Raw genomic sequence first — 17,561 nt, 5'->3', positions numbered from 1 at the left:
ACGGCGACGATCGACGCCAACGGCCTGCTGACGGTCTCGACCACCAACGATTATGCGTCCTCGACCATCGGTTCGAGCGCCGCGGGTGGTGCGATCGGCGGCACGCTGACCTCGTCGCTAACCTTCTCGACGGCTTCTACCCCCGTCCAGGATACGGTTGCCCAGACCTCGCGTGCCAACCTGGTCAATCAGTTCAACAACATCCTCCAGCAGATCGACTCGACTGCCCAGGACTCCTCGTTCAACGGCGTCAACCTCTTGAACGGCGACCAGCTCAAGCTGGTGTTCGACGAGACTGCCAAGTCGAGCCTCAGCATCACCGGCGTGACCTACAACTCCAAAGGTCTGGGCCTCGCCGCACTGACCAGCGGTGTCGACTTCATCGACAACGCTGCCACCAACAAGGTGCTGACCAACCTGAACGCCGCGTCGAGCACGCTGCGCTCGCAGGCCTCGAGCCTCGGCTCGAACCTGACGATCGTGCAGGTTCGTCAGGACTTCAACAAGAACCTGATCAACGTGCTGCAGACCGGCTCGTCCAACCTGACCCTGGCCGACACCAACGTCGAGGCGGCCAACAGCCAGGCGCTGTCGACCCGCCAGTCGATCGCGGTCTCCGCGCTGTCGCTGGCCAACCAGTCGCAGCAGAGCGTGCTGCAGCTGCTCCGCTAAGGCGCGGACGACATCGCAAGACGATCACGGCGGCGGGGCTTCGGCCCCGCCGTTTCTTTTTTGCGCACTCGGAGATTTCGAGGAGGGCAGAAAAGTAACCAGCGGTTATGGTTAACCGAGCGTAAGCGTCAGGAATTGCCAATAGTTTCAGATGGATTGCGAGCCGTGCCCGTACGTTCGACTCGCTTATGGTGAACCGGCGCTTATGCGGGCGTCATGCGTTTCACCCTTTATTAGCCATGTCACGGCACCCTGTGCCCGTCACTCGATCCAGAAGCGATCGAACGAAGACGCGTAAGCCAGAAGGGTAAGAGTCATGTCCGGTATTGTTCTCTCTGCGTCGGTTCGTCAGAACCTGCTGTCTCTCCAGTCCACCGCCGATCTTCTCGCCACCACACAGAACCGTCTGTCGACCGGCAAGAGCGTCAACTCGGCCCTGGACAATCCCACCAACTTCTTCACGGCACAGTCGCTCGACAACCGCGCCAGCGACATCAACAACCTGCTCGACGGCATCGCCAACGGCGTGCAGGTGCTGCAGGCCGCCAACACCGGCCTGACCTCGCTGCAGAAGCTGATCGACAGCGCCAAGTCGATCGCCAACCAGGCGCTGCAGACCACCGTCGGCTACTCCACCAAGTCCAACGTTTCTACCACCATCTCCGGTGCGACCGCGGCCGACCTGCGCGGCACGACGAGCTTCGCCAGCGCGACCGCGAGCAGCAACGTGCTGTATAACGGCACGGCCGGCGGCACGACCGCTGCGAACGGCACGACGACGCTCGGCGCCACCATCGGCGCCTTCACGGGCACCGCGGGAACGGCCGGCGACGGCACCACGGCCCTGACCGGCACGATCACCCTGATCGCCACCAACGGCACGACCGCCACCGGCCTCGTCGGCAACGCCCAGCCCGCCGATGGCGACACGCTGACCGTCAACGGCAAGACCATCACCTTCCGCAGCGGCGCCGCGCCGACGTCGGCCGGCGTTCCGGCTGGTTCGGGCGTCAGCGGCAACCTCGTCACCGACGGCAACGGCAACACTACCGTTTACCTCGGCACTGCCGGTACCCCGGCTGCGAACGTCAGCGATCTCTTGACCGCGATCGATCTCGCCAGCGGCGTCAAGACGGTTGCCATCAGCTCCGGCGCCGCGACAATCGCCACCAGCTTCAACCAGACCGCTTCGAGCGTTGGCGGCGGTGCCGTCACACTGAGAAGCTCGACGGGTGCGGATCTCAGCGTCACCGGCAGAGCCGACCTGCTCAAGTCTCTCGGCCTGAGCGCATCGGTGGGTGGCGGCAATGCCACCGTCAACGTGAACCGGACCACGACCTCGGCCTCGCTCGGCGCGACGATCACCGACGGTTCGACGCTGAACGTCAACGGTCACGTCATCACCTTCAAGAACGCGCCGATCCCGGGCTCGACCGGTGCTCCGAGCGTTCCGGCTGGTTATGGTGCGAGCGGTAACATCCTCACCGACGGCAACGGCAACTCGACGGTCTATCTGCAGGGCGGCACGGTCAACGACGTCTTGAAGGCGATCGACCTCGCCACCGGCGTGCAGACCGCGACGATCGCTGCCAACGGCACCGCGACGCTTGCGACCGCCACCGGTCAGTCGAACTCGACGATCAACACGTCCGGCCAGCTCAAGCTCTCGACCGGCATCAATGCCGACCTGTCGATCACCGGCAGCGGCAATGCGCTCAACGTGTTCGGCCTCGCCGGCAACACCGGCAGCGCGACCGCCTTCACCGCGGCCCGCACCTCCGGCATCGGCGGCATCGCCGGCAAGACGCTGACCTTCACCTCCTTCAACGGCGGCACGGCGGTCAACGTCACCTTCGGCGACGGCACCAACGGCACGGTCAAGACGCTCGATCAGCTCAACACCAAGCTGCAGGCCAACAACCTGTCCGCGACGATCGACGCCAACGGCCTGCTGACCATCACCGCCTCCAACGACTATGCGTCCTCGACGCTGGGCTCGACGGCTGCCGGCGGTGCGATCGGCGGCACGCTCACCTCGGCCCTGACCTTCTCGACCGCTTCCACGCCCGTCCAGGATGGCGTTGCCCAGACGGCGCGTGCCAATCTGGTGACTCAGTTCAACAATATCCTCAACCAGATCGACACCACCGCGCAGGACTCCTCGTTCAACGGCGTCAACCTCTTGAACGGCGACCAGCTCAAGCTGGTGTTCGACGAGACTGCCAAGTCGAGCCTGAACATCACGGGCGTGACCTACAATTCCAAGGGTCTCGGCCTCGCCTCGTTGACGGTCGGCGTCGACTTCATCGACAACGCCGCCGCCAACCGGGTGCTGACCAACCTCAACGCCGCCTCGAGCACGCTGCGCTCGCAGGCCTCGAGCCTCGGCTCGAACCTCTCGGTGGTGCAGATCCGTCAGGACTTCAACAAGAACCTGATCAACGTGCTGCAGACTGGCTCGTCCAACCTGACCCTGGCCGACACCAACGTCGAGGCGGCCAACAGCCAGGCACTGTCGACCCGGCAGTCGATCGCGGTCTCCGCCCTGTCGCTGGCCAACACGTCGCAGCAGAGCGTGCTGCAGCTGCTCCGCTAACAAGCAGCTGAAATCACTGACTAAAATCGAGCGGCGGGGCCTTGGCCCCGCCGCTTTTTCTTTGCGTCCGGGGGCGGGCAGGGGCGTTCATCGGCGGTTAACCCTATCCCTTAAACCGCCGTTAACCATACTTTAAAGGACACCTCCTAAAACTGGACAAAAGGCCGGCTTTCCAGTCCGCGCGGCCGATTCGTATCCGGTTCAAGAGGAAGACTCGCCAATGTCCAACATCGTTCTCTCGGCGTCAGTTCGCCAGAACCTGTTGTCGCTGCAGTCGACGGCCGACTTGCTGGCCACGACGCAGGAGCGGCTGTCGACCGGCAAGAAGGTCAACACGGCGCTCGACAATCCCACCAACTTCTTCACGGCGCAGGGGCTGGACAACCGGGCGAGCGACATCAGCAACCTGCTCGACGGCATCAACAATGGTGTCCAGGTGCTGCAGGCGGCCAACACAGGCATCACCTCGCTGCAGAAGCTGATCGACAGCGCCAAGTCGATCGCCAACCAGGCGCTGCAGACCACGGTCGGCTATTCCACCAAGTCGAACGTCTCCACCACGATTCCCGGCGCGACCCCGGCCGACCTGCGCGGCACGACCTCCTATGCGAGTGCGACCGCGAAGAGCAACGTGCTCTATACCGGCGCGGCCGGCGGCGTGACCCCGGTCACGGGAACTGCCGCACTCGGCGCCTCGCTCGGTTCGAGCGCCGGCACCTTCACAGGTACGGCCGCGCTCGCGGCCGACGGCACCACCGCGCTGTCCGGCACGGCGACGCTGGTCGGCACCACGGCATCGACCACCTTCGGCACGCCGCCCGCGGACGGCGACACCATCACGGTGAACGGCAAGACCATCACCTTCCGCACCGGCGCTGCTCCGAGCACCCAGCCGACCGGCTGGGGCCTCGACGCCAGCGGGCACATCGCCACCGATGGCAACGGCAATTCGATCATTTATCAGGGAACGGCTGCCGCGCCCCTAGCGACCGTCAACGACGTCCTCACCGCCATCGACCTCGCCAGCGGCGTCAAGACCGCAACCATCAGCGCAGGCGCGGCCACATTCGCTGTCAGCGGCTCGGCCGGCCCTGTCGGCACGCTTCAGGTGGCATCGTCGATATCGGGCGGCGGCGCGGTGACGCTGAAGAGTTCGACCGGCGCCGATCTCAGCGTGACCGGAAAGGCAGACTTCCTCAAGGCGCTCGGCCTGACCTCTGCGACCGGTGCGGGCAATGCGAACGTGACCGCGAACCGCTCGACCACCGCGGGTTCGCTCGGCACCCTGGTCCAGGACGGCTCGACGCTGAACATCGGCGGCAAGACCATCACGTTCAAGAACGCGCAGACGCCGCAATCGACAGCGAGCGTGGCCACCGGCTATGGCGTCAGCGGCAACGTCGTCACAGACGGAAACGGTAACTCGACGGTCTACATCCAGAGCGCGACGCTGACCGATTTGCTCAACGCGGTCGATCTTGCCACCGGCGTCAAGACCGCCAGCATCTTCAACGGCGCGGCAACCATCTCGACCACCGCGGGCCAGATCCCGTCGTCGGTCAACAGCAGCGGTCAGCTTGCGCTCTCGACCGGCATCAATGCCGACCTGTCGATCACCGGCACCGGCAATGCGCTCAGCGCCTTCGGCCTCAGCGGCAACACGGGAACGGCGACGGCCTTCACCGCGGCGCGCACTTCGGGCGTCGGCGGCATCAGCGGCAAGACCCTGACCTTCACCTCATTCAACGGCGGCACGCCTGTCAACGTCACCTTCGGCGACGGCACCAACGGCACCGTCAAGACGCTTGACCAACTCAACGCGCAGCTTCAGGCCAATCACCTGACGGCCACGATCGATGCCAACGGCGTGCTCACGGTGACCACCGTCAATGAATACGCCTCTTCGACGCTCGGCTCGACGATCGCGGGCGGCGCGGTCGGCGGCACGATCACCGGCGTTCTCGCCTTCACCACCGCGCAGCCGCCGGTCCAGGATCCCGTGGCGCAGACCGCGCGCTCCAACCTGGTCAACCAGTTCAACAACATTCTGGCCCAGATCGACACGACCTCGCAGGACTCCTCCTTCAACGGCGTCAACCTGCTCAATGGCGACACGCTGAAGCTGGTCTTCAACGAGACCGGCAGCTCCACGCTGAGCATCAACGGCGTGGTGTTCAATGCGGCGGGCCTCGGTCTCAGCAATCTGGTCAACGGCGTCGATTTCATCGACAACGGTGCCACCAACAGGGTGCTGGCCAGCCTGAACGCGGCCTCGAGCACGTTGCGTTCGCAAGGCTCCACGCTCGGTTCGAATCTGTCGATCGTGCAGGTGCGTCAGGACTTCTCCAAGAACCTGATCAACGTGCTGCAGACCGGCTCAGCCAACCTGACGCTCGCCGACACCAACGAGGAAGCGGCGAACAGCCAGGCGCTGTCGACGCGCCAGTCGATCGCGGTCTCCGCGCTGTCGCTGGCCAACCAGTCGCAACAGAGCGTGCTGCAGCTGCTCCGCTAATTCCGCAGCGCAACTTCGCTATTCGAGATTACGCGGCGGAGCTGATGCTCCGCCGTTCTTTTGAGGAAGATCGCTAAGACGAGATTAGCCGAGATCGACGCGCATCACGCCAGGCGAGTTTACATCGTGCGTGCGTGGATCTAGCGTTGCGCTGACGAAGGACTCCGTGCCCCGTAATTCTGCGGAGTACTTCCAAGCACGATACGTAAGCAAATCTTAAGCGGTGCTGCCTAGGGTTGGGAAAGAAATCCTTAAGCGCGTACAACGCGCTAGGTAACCTCCAGGGTGTGATTGATGTCGAATTCCGCTGCCTCGGCTTATGCGCGTGTTGCAACCACCACCGCATCTCCTCGCGACATCGAGGCGCAGACTCTGCTCAAGGCCGCCAACAAGCTCCAGGACGCGGTGAACAACGCCGATCCGCTCAGCGAGCAGACCATGCAGGCCCTGATGTTCAACCGCAAGCTCTGGACAATCTTCCTGAGCGAGGCGATGCGCGACAGCAATCCGCAGCCGATCGACGTCCGGCAGAAGATCGCCAACATCAGCGTGTTCGTGTTGAGCCAGACCGCCGCGCTGCAGATGAGCCCGCAGTTCGATCACTTCCGTCCGCTGATCGAGATCAACCGCAATATCGCGGCAGGGCTGTCCGGACGGCCGTGACGGAATGCGTGATGGTCGCCATCACGAGCACATCGGCGAAACTCGCAATTTCGGCAGGAGCTGATCACGGCCAGTGGTCTTGCCTCGGCACGAGAACTCCGCGCTGACCGATGACGGCCAGACGCAGAGCAGAAACATCGGCATCGATCGCGTGATCGCTAGGCGCTGAGATCCGTGCTGAGCGGACGCGAGGGCTCGGACTTCATGTCCAGTGCGTGGAAATAGGCACGCCGGCGGAGCATCGCCTCGTCAGGGAACTGGTTCACCACCGTGTCGGTCTTGTCGTTGACGACCTGAAAGACGAAGGACGCGGCCGCCTGGTCGAACACGACCTGGCGCGAGATGTTCTCGTGGTTCGGCAAATCATTGCGCACCGGCGCGCTCGTATCGCTCGCGGCGACCGTTTGCCTCACCGGAAGATCAGTTTGCACAGCCTCGTTCGCCGCCGAATTCGACGTCGGTACGATCTGCACGGGGGCCGGGATCCCCACCGGCCTGATGCTGAAATCTGTACTCATGGCAGCCTCCTGGTTGCCTTACGTGAGTCAAATCCCAACCCCTCTAATCACGCAAGCATGGAACACCAGGACTGAACACCCGGTAAGGAAACGTGCCTAACCGCGCGACGCCATCGCCGCGCGGTTTTTCCTAAAATTGTCGGTTGTTCTCGTGCTGCTCAGAGCGAGCGGCTGACGGCAAGCGGCGTGATATGGCGCGGACCTGGCGCCGCGCTGCGCCCAGCGGAGGTATAGGTGTTCGGCACGTTGCGCTTCTGGATCTCGGCGTTGACGCCGCGCACGACGCTTTCGGAAACCGCGTGCGCGGTCGCGAGCACGGTGAGATTGACCTGGAGCATCGCGCGGAACGCATCGTGGTGACGATGCAGCGTCGAGAGCAGCTCCGGCGCGGACCTCGCGAGCTGGTCCTGGTTTGCCTTCAGCTGGCCGACTGCGCTGACGTAGCTGCGCGACAATTCCTGCTTCTTGCCCTCGAGCGTCATCGCCTCGCGGACCTTGCCGGCGCGGACGAGCTCCGTCTCGCGCTCGATCAATCCGAGCAGGGCGCTCATCGCGTCCATCAGGTCTTCGGCGAGCTTGCGCGCCTCGCTGCTGACGGGCGCGCTGCCCGGGCGCTGGGCCTGCATCGGCTGACGTGAGGCGTTGAAATGGTTCATCTCGTTTGACCTTATGCCGTGCGGATCGTTTTCGCCTGCTGCAGGACGAGGGTACGGTAGACGTCGCTGGCGATGCCGACGCCGCCGGCCTGGGCGAAGTTCTTGGAATATTGCTCGGTCAGCATCGAGCGCCATACGCCAGTGCCGGGCGTGTCGCCGAACGGGCCTTCGCCTTTCAGGCCCGAGGTCATCTGCGCGAACATGCTGTTGAGGAACATTGCCTCGAAGTCGGTGGCGGTCTTCTGCGCCTTGGCCTGTTGCTGCGGCGAGACCTTTTGCAGCGCGGCGGCGAGCTCGAAGTCCGGCCGGCCGTTCCGGCTCTCGACCGAGAAGGCCGAACTGGTGGCGAGGCGAGGGGTGTTGATCGCGCTGGTCTGCATCACATCACCTCGATGTCGGCTTCGATGGCGCCGGCGGCCTTGATCGCCTGGAGGATGCTGATCATGTCGCGGGGGCCGATGCCGAGGCCGTTGAGGCCGTCGACGAGCTGCTGGAGCGAGACGCCGTCCTTGACGAGCGCCAGCTTCTTGCCGTCCTCAGTGACGGTGACGCTGCTGCGCGGCGCGACCACGGTGCGGCCGCGTGACAGCGGATTGGGCTGGCTCACCTGCGGGCTCTCGGAGATGGTGACCGTGAGGTTGCCCTGCGCCACCGCGACGGTGGCGACGCGGACGTCGCGGCCCATCACGATGATGCCGCTGCGTTCGTCGATGACGATCTTGGCGGCGAGATCAGGGTCGACCTGGAGCTGCTCGATCTCGGTGAGGAAAGCGACGACGTTGCCCTTGAACTCGGGCGGAATCGACAGCTGCACCGTCGAGGGATCGATCGGTTCGGCGGTCTTGACGCCGAGATAGTCGTTGATTGCGGCCGCGATGCGCTTGGCGGTGGTGAAGTCGGGATTGCGCAGCGCCAGGCGGACGTTCGGCAGCCGGTTGAGCGCGAACTCGATCTCGCGCTCGATGATGGCGCCGTTGGCGATGCGTCCCACCGTCGGCACGCCGCGCACGATCTTGGCGGCCTCGCCCTCGGCCTGGAAGCCGGAGATCGCGAGCGAGCCCTGCGCCACCGCATAGACATTGCCGTCGGCGCCGAGCAGGGGGGTGACCAGCAGGGTGCCGCCCTGGAGGTTCTTGGCGTCGCCGAGCGCGGACACCGTGACGTCCATGCGCGTGCCCTGGGTGGCGAAGGCCGGCAGATTGCCGGTGACCATGACGGCGGCGACGTTGCCGGTGCGGATCGTGGCGCCGCGGATATTGACGCCCATGCGCTCGAGCATCGCCTGCAGCGACTGCTTGGTGAAGGGGATGTTGTTGAGCGTGTCGCCGGTGCCGTTGAGGCCGACGACGAGGCCATAACCGATGAGCTGGTTCTGCCGCACGCCCTCGATATTGGCGAGGTCCTTGATGCGCGAGGTCGCCGCCGCGGAGGTGACCGACAGCGCCAGCGCCGACAGCGCGGCGCAGGCCAACCCAACAATCCTCACCCAACGAACGCCTGGCATCTCTGCTCCCCAAGACCCCTAGAAAAGGCTCCTCAAATCGGACAGGACTTGCACGACACTCCCATGACGAGCTGGTCCGGCGCTTTCCTTGCGAGCGCTGTGCCAACGCCCGACGGCGAGGTAGGTGGCTGAATAGCTTGAATAAATCTGTTGCGACCGCTGTCAGCACTCGTTCGCCCTGGGGAGCGAAACTGCCGCCTGTCGGCAGATTTTGCCGGGCCGTTTACGCACCGTTAACCATAAGACAGCGAAGGTGAGGCATCGATCACCCGGATTCTTTCCGATGCGCATCTACGGACCGAACGGTACGACGCTTGGCACACCGGCCAGCCAGGCCAAGCGGACGGGCTCCGGCAGCTTCGTTCTGCCCGACACCTCATCGGCGCAGGAGACGCGGAGCGCTGCCGCACCGAAGGCGGCCGCCAACATCGATGCACTGCTGGCGTTGCAGGGTGTCGAGGAGGATCCGGTCGAGCGCCGCAAGCGCTCGGTCGCCCGCGGCAGGACTGCGCTCGACGTGCTCGACGATCTCAAGATGGGCCTGTTGTCCGGCAATCTCGACGCTTCAACCGTGATGCGCCTGCGCGATGCCGCGGTGAACCTGAAATCGTCCTCCGGCGATGCCGGCCTCGATGCGGTGCTCTCCGAGATCGAGCTACGCGTCGAGGTCGAGCTGGCAAAGGCCGGGCAGGGGTAGTCTGGCAGGCTGTCTTACGCCGCCTCTTCCTTCAACTGCGCATCATAGCGGCGCTGGGCGGCGAGCACGTCCTTCAGATTCTGCTCGGCCCAATCGCGTAACGGATCCACAGCCGCCGCCAGCGTCAGGCCGAGCTGGGTGATCGAATATTCCACCGTCACTGGCACGGTCGCGATGGCGCGGCGCCTGATCAGGCCGTCGCGTTCGAGCGACTTGAGCACCTGGCTCAACATCTTCTGCGAGATGCCTTCAATCGTGCGGCGCAACTGATTGAAGCGCATCGGCTCCTCGCGCAGGAGCAAGAGGATCAGCACCGCCCATTTGTCGCCGACGCGATCGAGGATTTGGCGGGTGGGGCAGTTCGCTGCGTAGACGTCGGGTTTCATCGTCAGTTCTCGGAAATCCATACCGTTGCTTGGCATCCGCGTGCCGGTTGTACGCGATCAGTTACCTCAGCGTAATCAGGTAAGCACAAAGTGCTCTCTTAACACCAGCATTCTTTGCGATATCTAGTCTCTGTCAGTTACCATAGAAGCAAAGGAGCCTTCCATGAAAATCGCAGTCGCCGGCGCCTCGGGCCGGGCAGGGTCCGAGATCACCAAGGAGCTGTCCCGCCGCGGCCACACGGTCACGGCCATCGCCCGGAACCCGGAAAAGATTGCGGTCCTGCCGAACGTCACGCCAACCAAGGGGGATGTGCTCGACCAAGCGGGCCTCGCCAAGCTGTGGGCCGGTCACGACGTCGCCGTGAGTTCCGTGCACTTCCTGGCCAGTGATCCGCTCAAGCTGATCGGTGCGGCGAAGGACTCCAAGGTCGGTCGCTACCTGGTGGTGGGCGGCGCCGGGAGCCTCGAGGTTGCCCCGGGCGTGAAGCTGGTCACGACTCCCAATTTTCCGGCCCAATACAAGGCCGAAGCGGAGGCGGGCTCGGCCTTCCTGGACCTGCTGCGGCAGGAAAAGGACCTGAACTGGACCTTCATCTCACCCTCGGCGTTGTTCGAGGAGGGGGAGCGCACGGCTAAGTTCCGGCTCGGGACCGACCAGCTTCTCGCAGATGCGAACGGCAAGAGCTGGATCACCTTCGCCGACTACGCCATTGCGCTTGTCGACGAGATCGAAAAGCCAGCCCACCTGAAGCAGCGCTTCACGGTCGGCTATTAAGGCCCGCCAGCCGCCTCCAAGCCCTTAAGGATAAACCTTCCTGTGCAAGGGCTTGGGGGCGCGGACCGGGCGGTGAGGGAAATATTGTCTGTCACGGGAGGCCACTATATAAGGCCCGGCTCAACGGACCCCGGTCCGTCCGCGAGTCGTTGCTTTAGAAGATAGGCCTCCCTTGGAAAAGTTGAAAAACTACCGACCGACCGACAAAGAGCCTTTCATGAACGACCGGCAGAAGGAGTACTTCCGTTTGAAGCTCCTCGCCTGGAAGGATGAGATCCTCAAAGAATCCAAGCTCACCCTGCAAGCTCTGCAGGAGGAGAACGTGAACCACCCCGATCTCGCCGATCGGGCCTCGTCCGAAACCGACCGTGCCATCGAACTCCGCGCCCGCGACCGCCAGCGCAAATTGATCGCCAAGATCGATGCCGCGCTCCAGCGTATCGAGGACAACACCTACGGCTATTGCGAGGAAACCGGCGAGCCGATCTCGTTGAAGCGGCTCGAGGCCCGGCCCATCGCGACGCTCTCGGTGGAAGCGCAGGAGCGCCACGAGAAACGCGAGAAGGTCTATCGCGACGAATAATGTCCGAGCCGCAGAGATGCGGCTCTTTGTTTTTGGACGCAGGGCGCCACTTCGCGCCGTGCCCGGCATATTGCCCGTCGCTTGCCGTCGCGCCCATCATGGCGGCAGCGCGATCGCGAAAAGTGAATCGCGATCAACGGGCTAGACTGGATTGCTCCGAGCTCACGTGAGTTCGATGAGAAACAGCCTTCACTTCAGGTGCGGGAGATTTTGCGAGTCGCATCAACGAGATCGACTCTGAAGTTGAGACGCTGATCCAGCTGCATCAAGCATCGCTGCAATCAGGCCTGCTGCGACGTCTCGAGACGGGCATCCCCATAAAGCCTGGACCAGCTCAATATTTCCTTAAACGCCGGCAACAGGCCGTAGGCCGCATCGGTCAGCTCGTACTCGACCCTCAACGGCTTTTCCGCGAAGACAGTGCGCGACACGAGGCCGTCCTGCTCGAGCTCGCGCAGCTGCGTCGTCAGCATGTGCTGGGTGATGCCGCCGTTCGACCCCTTCAAGGCGCCGAAAACGAACCGCGCCGTTCATCAGCACGAACAGGATCTCCAGCTTGAGAGGAATGCGGGTCATGAGCACTGTTCTGGTCACCGGCGGGTCGGGCTTCGTCGGCATCCATGTCGTCCTGCAACTTCTGGCCGCCGGCCATGCCGTGCGGACGACGGTGCGTCGGCCGGAGCGCCGGGCCGATGTGCTCGCCATGCTGCGCGAGGGCGGGGCGGCGACGCCCGAGAGCGTGGCCTTCGTCACCGCCGATCTGACCCGGGACGACGGCTGGGCGGCGGCGGTCGCGGGCTGCGATTACGTTCTCCATGTGGCGTCCCCGCTCTCGACCACCGTCCCGACGGACGAGAACGAGATGATCATCCCGGCCCGCGACGGAACGCTCCGGGTGCTCCGGGCCGCGCGCGCGGCCGGCGTCAGGAGGGTCGTCGTCACCTCGTCGCTGGGCGCGATCGGCTACGGTCATCCGCCGCGCGACAAGCCGTTCGACGAGACCGAATGGACCAATCTCGCTGGTGTCGACGGCCAACCCTACGTCAAGTCCAAGACGCTGGCCGAGCGGGCGGCTTGGGATTTCGTCGCGCGCGAGGGGGATGGGCTGGAGCTGTCGGTGATCAACCCCGCCGGCATTTTCGGGCCCGTGCTGGGGCCGGACTTTTCCGGCTCGATCGAAATCGTCAGATCGCTGCTCGACGGTGCCATGCCGGCGGTGCCGCGGGTCTATCTCGGCGTGGTCGACGTCCGCGACGTCGCCGAGCTGCACCTGCGGGCGATGACTGCGCCGGAGGCGAAGGGCGAGCGTTTCATCGCGGTCGCCGGCGAGACGATGTCGATCCTCGACATCGCCCGCGTGCTGCGGCGGGAACTCGGGCCCCGGGCGCGCCGGGTTCCGCGGCTTCAAGCGCCGGACTGGCTGGTGCGGCTGGCCGCGCGCCAGATTCCGCTGCTGCGTGCGGTCGTGCCGATGCTCGGAAAGGTCAGGCATTCCACCAGCGCCAAGGCGCGCTCGCTGCTCGGCTGGCAGGCCCGCTCCAACGAGGAGGCGATCCTTGCGACCGCCGAGGGCCTGATCCGGCTCGGCCTCGTCAAGGGGTGAGGGCATGCCACTCGCGCTTGTCAGGCCGGAGCGGGGATGCTGAAGTGCCGTCCTGCGACTGCGTAGCGTGGGAGGCGGCGCCGATGGACAAGATTCTCCAAGCCGCAAAGGCGATCGCGCTGGCGCGCCGCAACCATGCCCCGCTCGCGGCGCTGGAGCGGCCTCCTGCGGACGAAGCCGAGGGTTATCAGGTCCAGCGCGCCCTGCACGATCTGCTGCTGCCGCATGTCGGGCCGCTCGTCGGCTACAAGATCGGCTGCACCAGCCAGGTGATGCAGGACTATATCGGCATCCCGCACCCCTGCGGCGGCGGCGTGTTCCAGAAGGGCGTCCATGACAGCGGCGCCAAGCTCGCCGCCTCCAATTATGTCCGGGTCGGGGTCGAATGCGAGATCGCGGTGCGGCTGAAGCGGGACCTTGCCGCCGGCGAGGCGCCGTTCACGGCCGAATGGGTCGGCGAGGCGGTCGAGTCCTATCATCCCGCGATCGAGATCGTCGACGACCGCTACGTGAAATGGGAGACGATGGGCGCGCCGACCCTGATCGCCGACGATTTCTTCGCCGCCGGCTGCGTGCTGGGTCCCTCGGTCCTGCGCTCCTCGGTGCCGGACCTCAAGGCGGTCAAAGGCCGCGCCATCGTCAACGGCGAGGAGGTCAGCCACGGCACCGGTGCCGACGTGCTCGGCCATCCCCATAACGCACTCGCCTGGCTGGCCAACCATCTCGCCGCCGAAGGCAAGGGGCTGCACGCCGGGCAGCTCGTGCTCACCGGCAGCCTGGTGAAGACGCTGTGGCTGAAGGCCGGCGACAAGGTGCGGATGGAGCTGGACGGTCTGGGCGTGGTGGAGGCGGAGTTCACGTGAGTGGGCAGGGCACATCGGCACTCTCCGTCATTGTGAGGAGCCAAGGCTTCGGCGGGCTAGTCGCTGCGCGTCGCAATGACGGCGTGTGACGTCGCTGCGTTGCCAAAATGTCGCGAGCTTCGCTCGTGATGTTCAGCTTCTGGCTCCATCAGCAGAGACATCTTGCGCCCACTGGCGATCGGGTCTATGAGCCCCGTCCCATTCAACCTGCGCGTTCAACTACGAGGAGACCAGCCGTGAGTACGTTGTGGCGATCGACACATTCCGTGCCGACGCTCTCAGTGCGTCCGGCTGACAGTCATCCAATCATGTTGAACGACAATGGCACAGTCATTGATTCAGCGCCGGCGGGAGGCCGAGCGCACGCGGGTTGAAGCCTACGAGCTGTCGCTGAGGCATGTGTCGCAGCGGACACGTCCTCCACCGGATTTCGAGAACGCGATCAAAGAGGCCAGGCGTGGCTTCGAGGCAGACATCGTGCGCGATGCCGAGGCCTGGCAGCCGCGAATGAAGACTCGCGACGCCGCGCGTCTTCGTCTTGCCGCGGCTCGCTATCTCTTTGCGCGCTACCCTGTCGCTGAGCATCTGGAGCAGATCTGGATCGACGGCGCGGGACTGAGCCGCGACGAGATCATGTTGCGCAAGCGCTGGTACATCGCGGCGGCCGGCGGCGGTTCGCTCTACGCTGCCGGTGCGGCCGAATGGCTGTCTCGCAAGGAGGTCCATGCCTTCCTCAATCCGTTCGGGAAGGTCGGCTTCGAAGCTGCGATCTGGCAGGCGATTGCGCGTTCCTATGCGACCGATCCCGCTGTTGCGATGCGGATCGCGCGCACCAGGATCACGCAGACGCAGCGCGCTCAGCATCGCTTCTGGCGTGAGGTGGTGCGCTTCTTCTGCGCGCATCCCACCACGGTCGAGGACATGGATGACTTCCATGATTACCTCGCCGATTGCCACCGGCGAGATCCCGAGTACACCCTCAAGGGGCGTTCTCTGGTCTCGCTTGGGCGGCAGATGCGCGAATGGCATCGCGATCTCGATGCGATTGCTCGTATCGAGGCCGCACGCCGTCGCGCCGAGGCGGCGCGAAACCGTGCGCGGGGGCTGGCAGCAGGCCCCGAGCAGAGCGAGGACCGTTGGCTCGGTGCAGCGATCGCGGACTGGTCATGGACCAAGTCGTCCAAGGACCGGGCCAAGCGCGAAGAATATGTTGTGGTCCAGTTGAGGACGGCAGCCGATCTCGTGGCTGAGACGCGCAGCATGCATCACTGCGTCGCCACTTACGCGACGAAGTGCATTGCCGGGCATGCCTCGATCTGGTCGCTCCGTCGCCGTGCCTCGGGTGACGTCCAGCGGCTGCTGACCATCGAGCTTGATACCCGTTCCCGGGCGGTTCAGGTTCGCGGGTTTGCGAACCGCCCGCCGCTTGCCGAGGAGTGCAAGATCCTCCAGCGATGGGCGCAAGCACGCGGGATCATGCTGCTGTGAGAGAAGCCTGCGCCGCTTCGGCGGCGCAGGCAAAATACATGCGGCCCTCGCCAGGGGAGCTAGCGAGGACCGCGTAGTACATCGTCGTTCGCGCCTTTAGTTCGCGAGCACGATGTGGGAGCTCTTGAAGGGGCTTAGAAGGGCAGCAGCACGTCCATGACCTGCTGGCCGTAGCGCGGCTGCTGCACGTCGGTGATCTGGCCGCGGCCGCCATAGGCGATGCGGGCCTGGGCGATCTTGGTGGAGTCGATGGTGTTGTCGCTCTGGATGTCCTCGGGCCGGACGATGCCGGCGACGATCAGCTCGCGAATTTCGAAGTTGACGCGGATCTCCTGCTTGCCTTCGACGACCAGGTTGCCGTTCGGCAGCACCTGGGTCACCACTGCGGCGACGTTGGTCTGCAGGGCTTCCTTGCGGTCGACGCTGCCCTTGCCCTCGCTCGACGAGGTCGAGTCGGCGGTCAGGACGCGGCCCGGCAGGATCTTGTTGGCCTGGGTGATAGTTTGGGCGCCAATGAAGTTGGTGATTCCCGAATCTTCCTTGTTGGAGCGGCTGCGCGAGGTGTCATTCTCGATGTTGGCCTTGTCGGTGATGTTCACGGTTACGGTCAGGAGATCGCCGACCTGGCGGGCACGCTGATCCTTGAAGAAGGCGCGGCTGCCGTTCCGCCACAGCGAGTTCGGGTTGTAGGAGGCGACCTCGGGCTTGGGCATCGGCATCTGCACCGGCTTGTAGCCGGGCTGCGCGGTCGGATTGTCGATGGCCGACAGCTTCGGCTGCTCGCCGATCTGCGACAGGCGGTCGATCGAGGAGCAGCCGCTCGCCAAGGTGCAGGTCGCCAGCAGCAGGGCAGAGATCGCGATGCGACGAAGGCGGGAGGCCGAACTGAACGTGGACATGAATCTACTCTGACTTGGCTGGAGCTTGCGAGAGACGAACTTGCGGAATCTGGGCTTGGGCGATCTCGGCTGCGGACGCGGGCGCCTGGACCAGGCTCTGTGCCAGGGCCGCGGCCGCCGGCACGGCGTCGCGCTTGACCGACGAGGTCTGCTCGACCGCCGGCGCCATCGGCGCGGACTGGCTGGCGCCCTGGACGGTCACCTGGCCGCGGCCGGTCACGACGCCGGTCAGCGTGCGCTTGGACTGCAGATTGAGCACGCTGACGGTGTCGCCCTCGGCGCCGCTCTCGATCGCCTTGCCGCGCGTGGTGAGATAGAGGCCGGGCACCTGGTAGATGATGGTGACGGCCTGGTCGCGCACCACGAAGTCGGGCCTGACGAGGTCGGCGGCGCGGATCGGCGTGCCCGCGCGCATGGCTCGGCGCAACTGCATGCCGATGCTGCGGTCGCGCGAGGCAGGCTCGCCGGCGACTTCGGCCTTCGGCCGGCGCTCCAACGACAGATCGGAGGATTTCAGCAGATCGGCGCGGTCGATGTCACGGGTCAGCACGGCCACCTCCACCGTCTCGATCGCGGTGCCCGTGAAGCGCAGCTTGGTCGGCGCGGCGTTGCCGTCGTTGGCGATCTCGAAGGCGATGTCGAAACGGCCGCTGCGGGCATCATAGCGGGTTGCGACCGGCTGCAGCGCGCCGCTGTTGGAGGCGTCCAGCCGCATCTCGGCGACGCTGCGGTCGAACGTGATGGTGATGTTGGCGGCGTCTGCGAGGCCGAAGCGGCGCTCGAGCGCCGCGGCGACCGCGTTCTCGATATCCTTGCTCGCGAGCGTGCGGGCGAGGCGGGTGACCTGGACCTCCTTGATGTCCCCGGTCATGACGCCGATCACCTGTTTGGCCCGCAGCACCGACAGCACCTGGCCGACCGTCAGGGTGCCGGTGGTGCCGAGATCGGGCGAGCGGTAGACCGGGATCAGCGCAGCCGATCCGGCGTTGTCGATGAGATCGCCGATCCGCACCACGTCCGAGGTCACCGTGACGCTTGCGCGCAGCGTCGGCGCGGCGATGAAATCGTTGGCGGCCGCTGCCGGCAAGGCCAGCGCAAGAAGGGTGCAGATGGCGGCGAGGGTGGCGCGGATCATCGTCATCA

The 17,561-nt window shown here is 65.0% G+C and carries 17 protein-coding genes and 1 pseudogene; 10 read left to right on the top strand and 8 right to left on the bottom strand.

Annotated features, from left to right (window positions below):
* The 4 genes from ACM43_RS12075 to flaF all read left to right on the top strand — a co-directional run.
* The coding region (locus tag ACM43_RS12075; protein WP_271540262.1) for a flagellin at positions 1-672 on the top strand (672 nt) is incomplete at its 5' end.
* 316 nt (positions 673-988) lie between these two features.
* Positions 989-3,268: a DUF1522 domain-containing protein gene (locus ACM43_RS12070; RefSeq protein ID WP_271540260.1), complete on the top strand. Its 2,280-nt coding sequence runs from the start codon at positions 989-991 to the stop codon at positions 3,266-3,268.
* A gap of 220 nt (positions 3,269-3,488) precedes the next feature.
* Complete coding sequence (locus ACM43_RS12065) at positions 3,489-5,783, top strand: DUF1522 domain-containing protein (RefSeq protein ID WP_157280812.1); 2,295 nt, start codon at positions 3,489-3,491, stop codon at positions 5,781-5,783.
* A gap of 294 nt (positions 5,784-6,077) precedes the next feature.
* Positions 6,078-6,446, top strand: coding sequence for a flagellar biosynthesis regulator FlaF (gene flaF, locus ACM43_RS12060; RefSeq protein WP_018642830.1), 369 nt, complete (start codon positions 6,078-6,080; stop codon positions 6,444-6,446).
* 158 nt (positions 6,447-6,604) lie between these two features.
* On the opposite strand, the gene ACM43_RS12055 is transcribed toward flaF, so the two are convergent.
* From ACM43_RS12055 to ACM43_RS12040, 4 genes are all read right to left on the bottom strand, one after another.
* Entirely contained in the window at positions 6,605-6,964 is a 360-nt protein-coding gene (locus ACM43_RS12055) for a hypothetical protein (RefSeq protein WP_036027927.1), read from the bottom strand.
* Positions 6,965-7,122: 158 nt separating this feature from the next.
* A complete protein-coding gene (locus ACM43_RS12050; protein WP_271540257.1) occupies positions 7,123-7,620 on the bottom strand; it encodes a hypothetical protein in 498 nt (165 codons plus the stop codon).
* Between the two features lie 11 nt (positions 7,621-7,631).
* Positions 7,632-8,000 carry a flagellar assembly peptidoglycan hydrolase FlgJ gene (gene flgJ, locus ACM43_RS12045; protein WP_193760517.1) on the bottom strand — a complete coding sequence of 123 codons (369 nt, stop codon included), beginning with the start codon at positions 7,998-8,000 and terminating at the stop codon, positions 7,632-7,634.
* On the bottom strand, positions 8,000-9,124 hold the full coding sequence (locus tag ACM43_RS12040; RefSeq protein WP_036027924.1) for a flagellar basal body P-ring protein FlgI: 1,125 nt from the start codon (positions 9,122-9,124) through the stop codon (positions 8,000-8,002). The genes flgJ and ACM43_RS12040 overlap by 1 nt, the downstream gene beginning before the upstream one ends.
* A 283-nt stretch (positions 9,125-9,407) precedes the next feature.
* Here ACM43_RS12040 and ACM43_RS12035 point away from each other — a divergent pair, with 283 nt between their 5' ends.
* Entirely contained in the window at positions 9,408-9,821 is a 414-nt protein-coding gene (locus tag ACM43_RS12035; protein ID WP_157280810.1) for a flagellar assembly protein FliX, read from the top strand.
* Positions 9,822-9,835: 14 nt separating this feature from the next.
* Here ACM43_RS12035 and ACM43_RS12030 read toward each other — a convergent pair whose 3' ends face one another.
* On the bottom strand, positions 9,836-10,207 hold the full coding sequence (locus ACM43_RS12030) for a winged helix-turn-helix transcriptional regulator (protein WP_025037390.1): 372 nt from the start codon (positions 10,205-10,207) through the stop codon (positions 9,836-9,838).
* Between the two features lie 163 nt (positions 10,208-10,370).
* Here ACM43_RS12030 and ACM43_RS12025 point away from each other — a divergent pair, with 163 nt between their 5' ends.
* Positions 10,371-10,982: an NAD(P)-dependent oxidoreductase gene (locus ACM43_RS12025; RefSeq protein ID WP_271540254.1), complete on the top strand. Its 612-nt coding sequence runs from the start codon at positions 10,371-10,373 to the stop codon at positions 10,980-10,982.
* 217 nt (positions 10,983-11,199) lie between these two features.
* Positions 11,200-11,565, top strand: a complete 366-nt coding sequence (dksA, locus tag ACM43_RS12020; protein ID WP_085966600.1) for an RNA polymerase-binding protein DksA — start codon at positions 11,200-11,202, stop codon at positions 11,563-11,565.
* 281 nt (positions 11,566-11,846) lie between these two features.
* Here dksA and ACM43_RS12015 read toward each other — a convergent pair.
* Positions 11,847-12,183, bottom strand: a pseudogene (locus ACM43_RS12015) (winged helix-turn-helix transcriptional regulator).
* Between ACM43_RS12015 and ACM43_RS12010 the strand changes: the two are divergent.
* From ACM43_RS12010 to ACM43_RS12000, 3 genes are all read left to right on the top strand, one after another.
* On the top strand, positions 12,140-13,168 hold the full coding sequence (locus tag ACM43_RS12010) for an SDR family oxidoreductase (RefSeq protein WP_271540249.1): 1,029 nt from the start codon (positions 12,140-12,142) through the stop codon (positions 13,166-13,168). The pseudogene ACM43_RS12015 and the gene ACM43_RS12010 overlap by 44 nt on opposite strands.
* A gap of 83 nt (positions 13,169-13,251) precedes the next feature.
* A complete protein-coding gene (locus ACM43_RS12005; RefSeq protein ID WP_157280807.1) occupies positions 13,252-14,031 on the top strand; it encodes a 2-keto-4-pentenoate hydratase in 780 nt (259 codons plus the stop codon).
* A 321-nt stretch (positions 14,032-14,352) separates the two neighbouring features.
* Positions 14,353-15,519 (top strand): PcfJ domain-containing protein, encoded by a 1,167-nt coding sequence (locus tag ACM43_RS12000; RefSeq protein ID WP_271540246.1) that lies wholly within the window; start codon positions 14,353-14,355, stop codon positions 15,517-15,519.
* 134 nt (positions 15,520-15,653) lie between these two features.
* Here the strand turns inward: ACM43_RS12000 and flgH are convergent, their stop codons facing one another.
* Together flgH and flgA are read right to left on the bottom strand one after the other, a co-directional pair.
* On the bottom strand, positions 15,654-16,418 hold the full coding sequence (gene flgH / locus ACM43_RS11995) for a flagellar basal body L-ring protein FlgH (RefSeq protein WP_271540245.1): 765 nt from the start codon (positions 16,416-16,418) through the stop codon (positions 15,654-15,656).
* Between the two features lie 4 nt (positions 16,419-16,422).
* Positions 16,423-17,553: a flagellar basal body P-ring formation chaperone FlgA gene (gene flgA / locus ACM43_RS11990; protein WP_271540243.1), complete on the bottom strand. Its 1,131-nt coding sequence runs from the start codon at positions 17,551-17,553 to the stop codon at positions 16,423-16,425.
* Between the last annotated feature and the right edge of the window lie 8 nt (positions 17,554-17,561).

The sequence above is a fragment of the Bradyrhizobium sp. CCBAU 45321 genome (genome assembly GCF_028128975.1).
Taxonomy (GTDB): domain Bacteria; phylum Pseudomonadota; class Alphaproteobacteria; order Rhizobiales; family Xanthobacteraceae; genus Bradyrhizobium; species Bradyrhizobium yuanmingense.
This window is presented reverse-complemented; position numbering and strand designations above follow the sequence as displayed.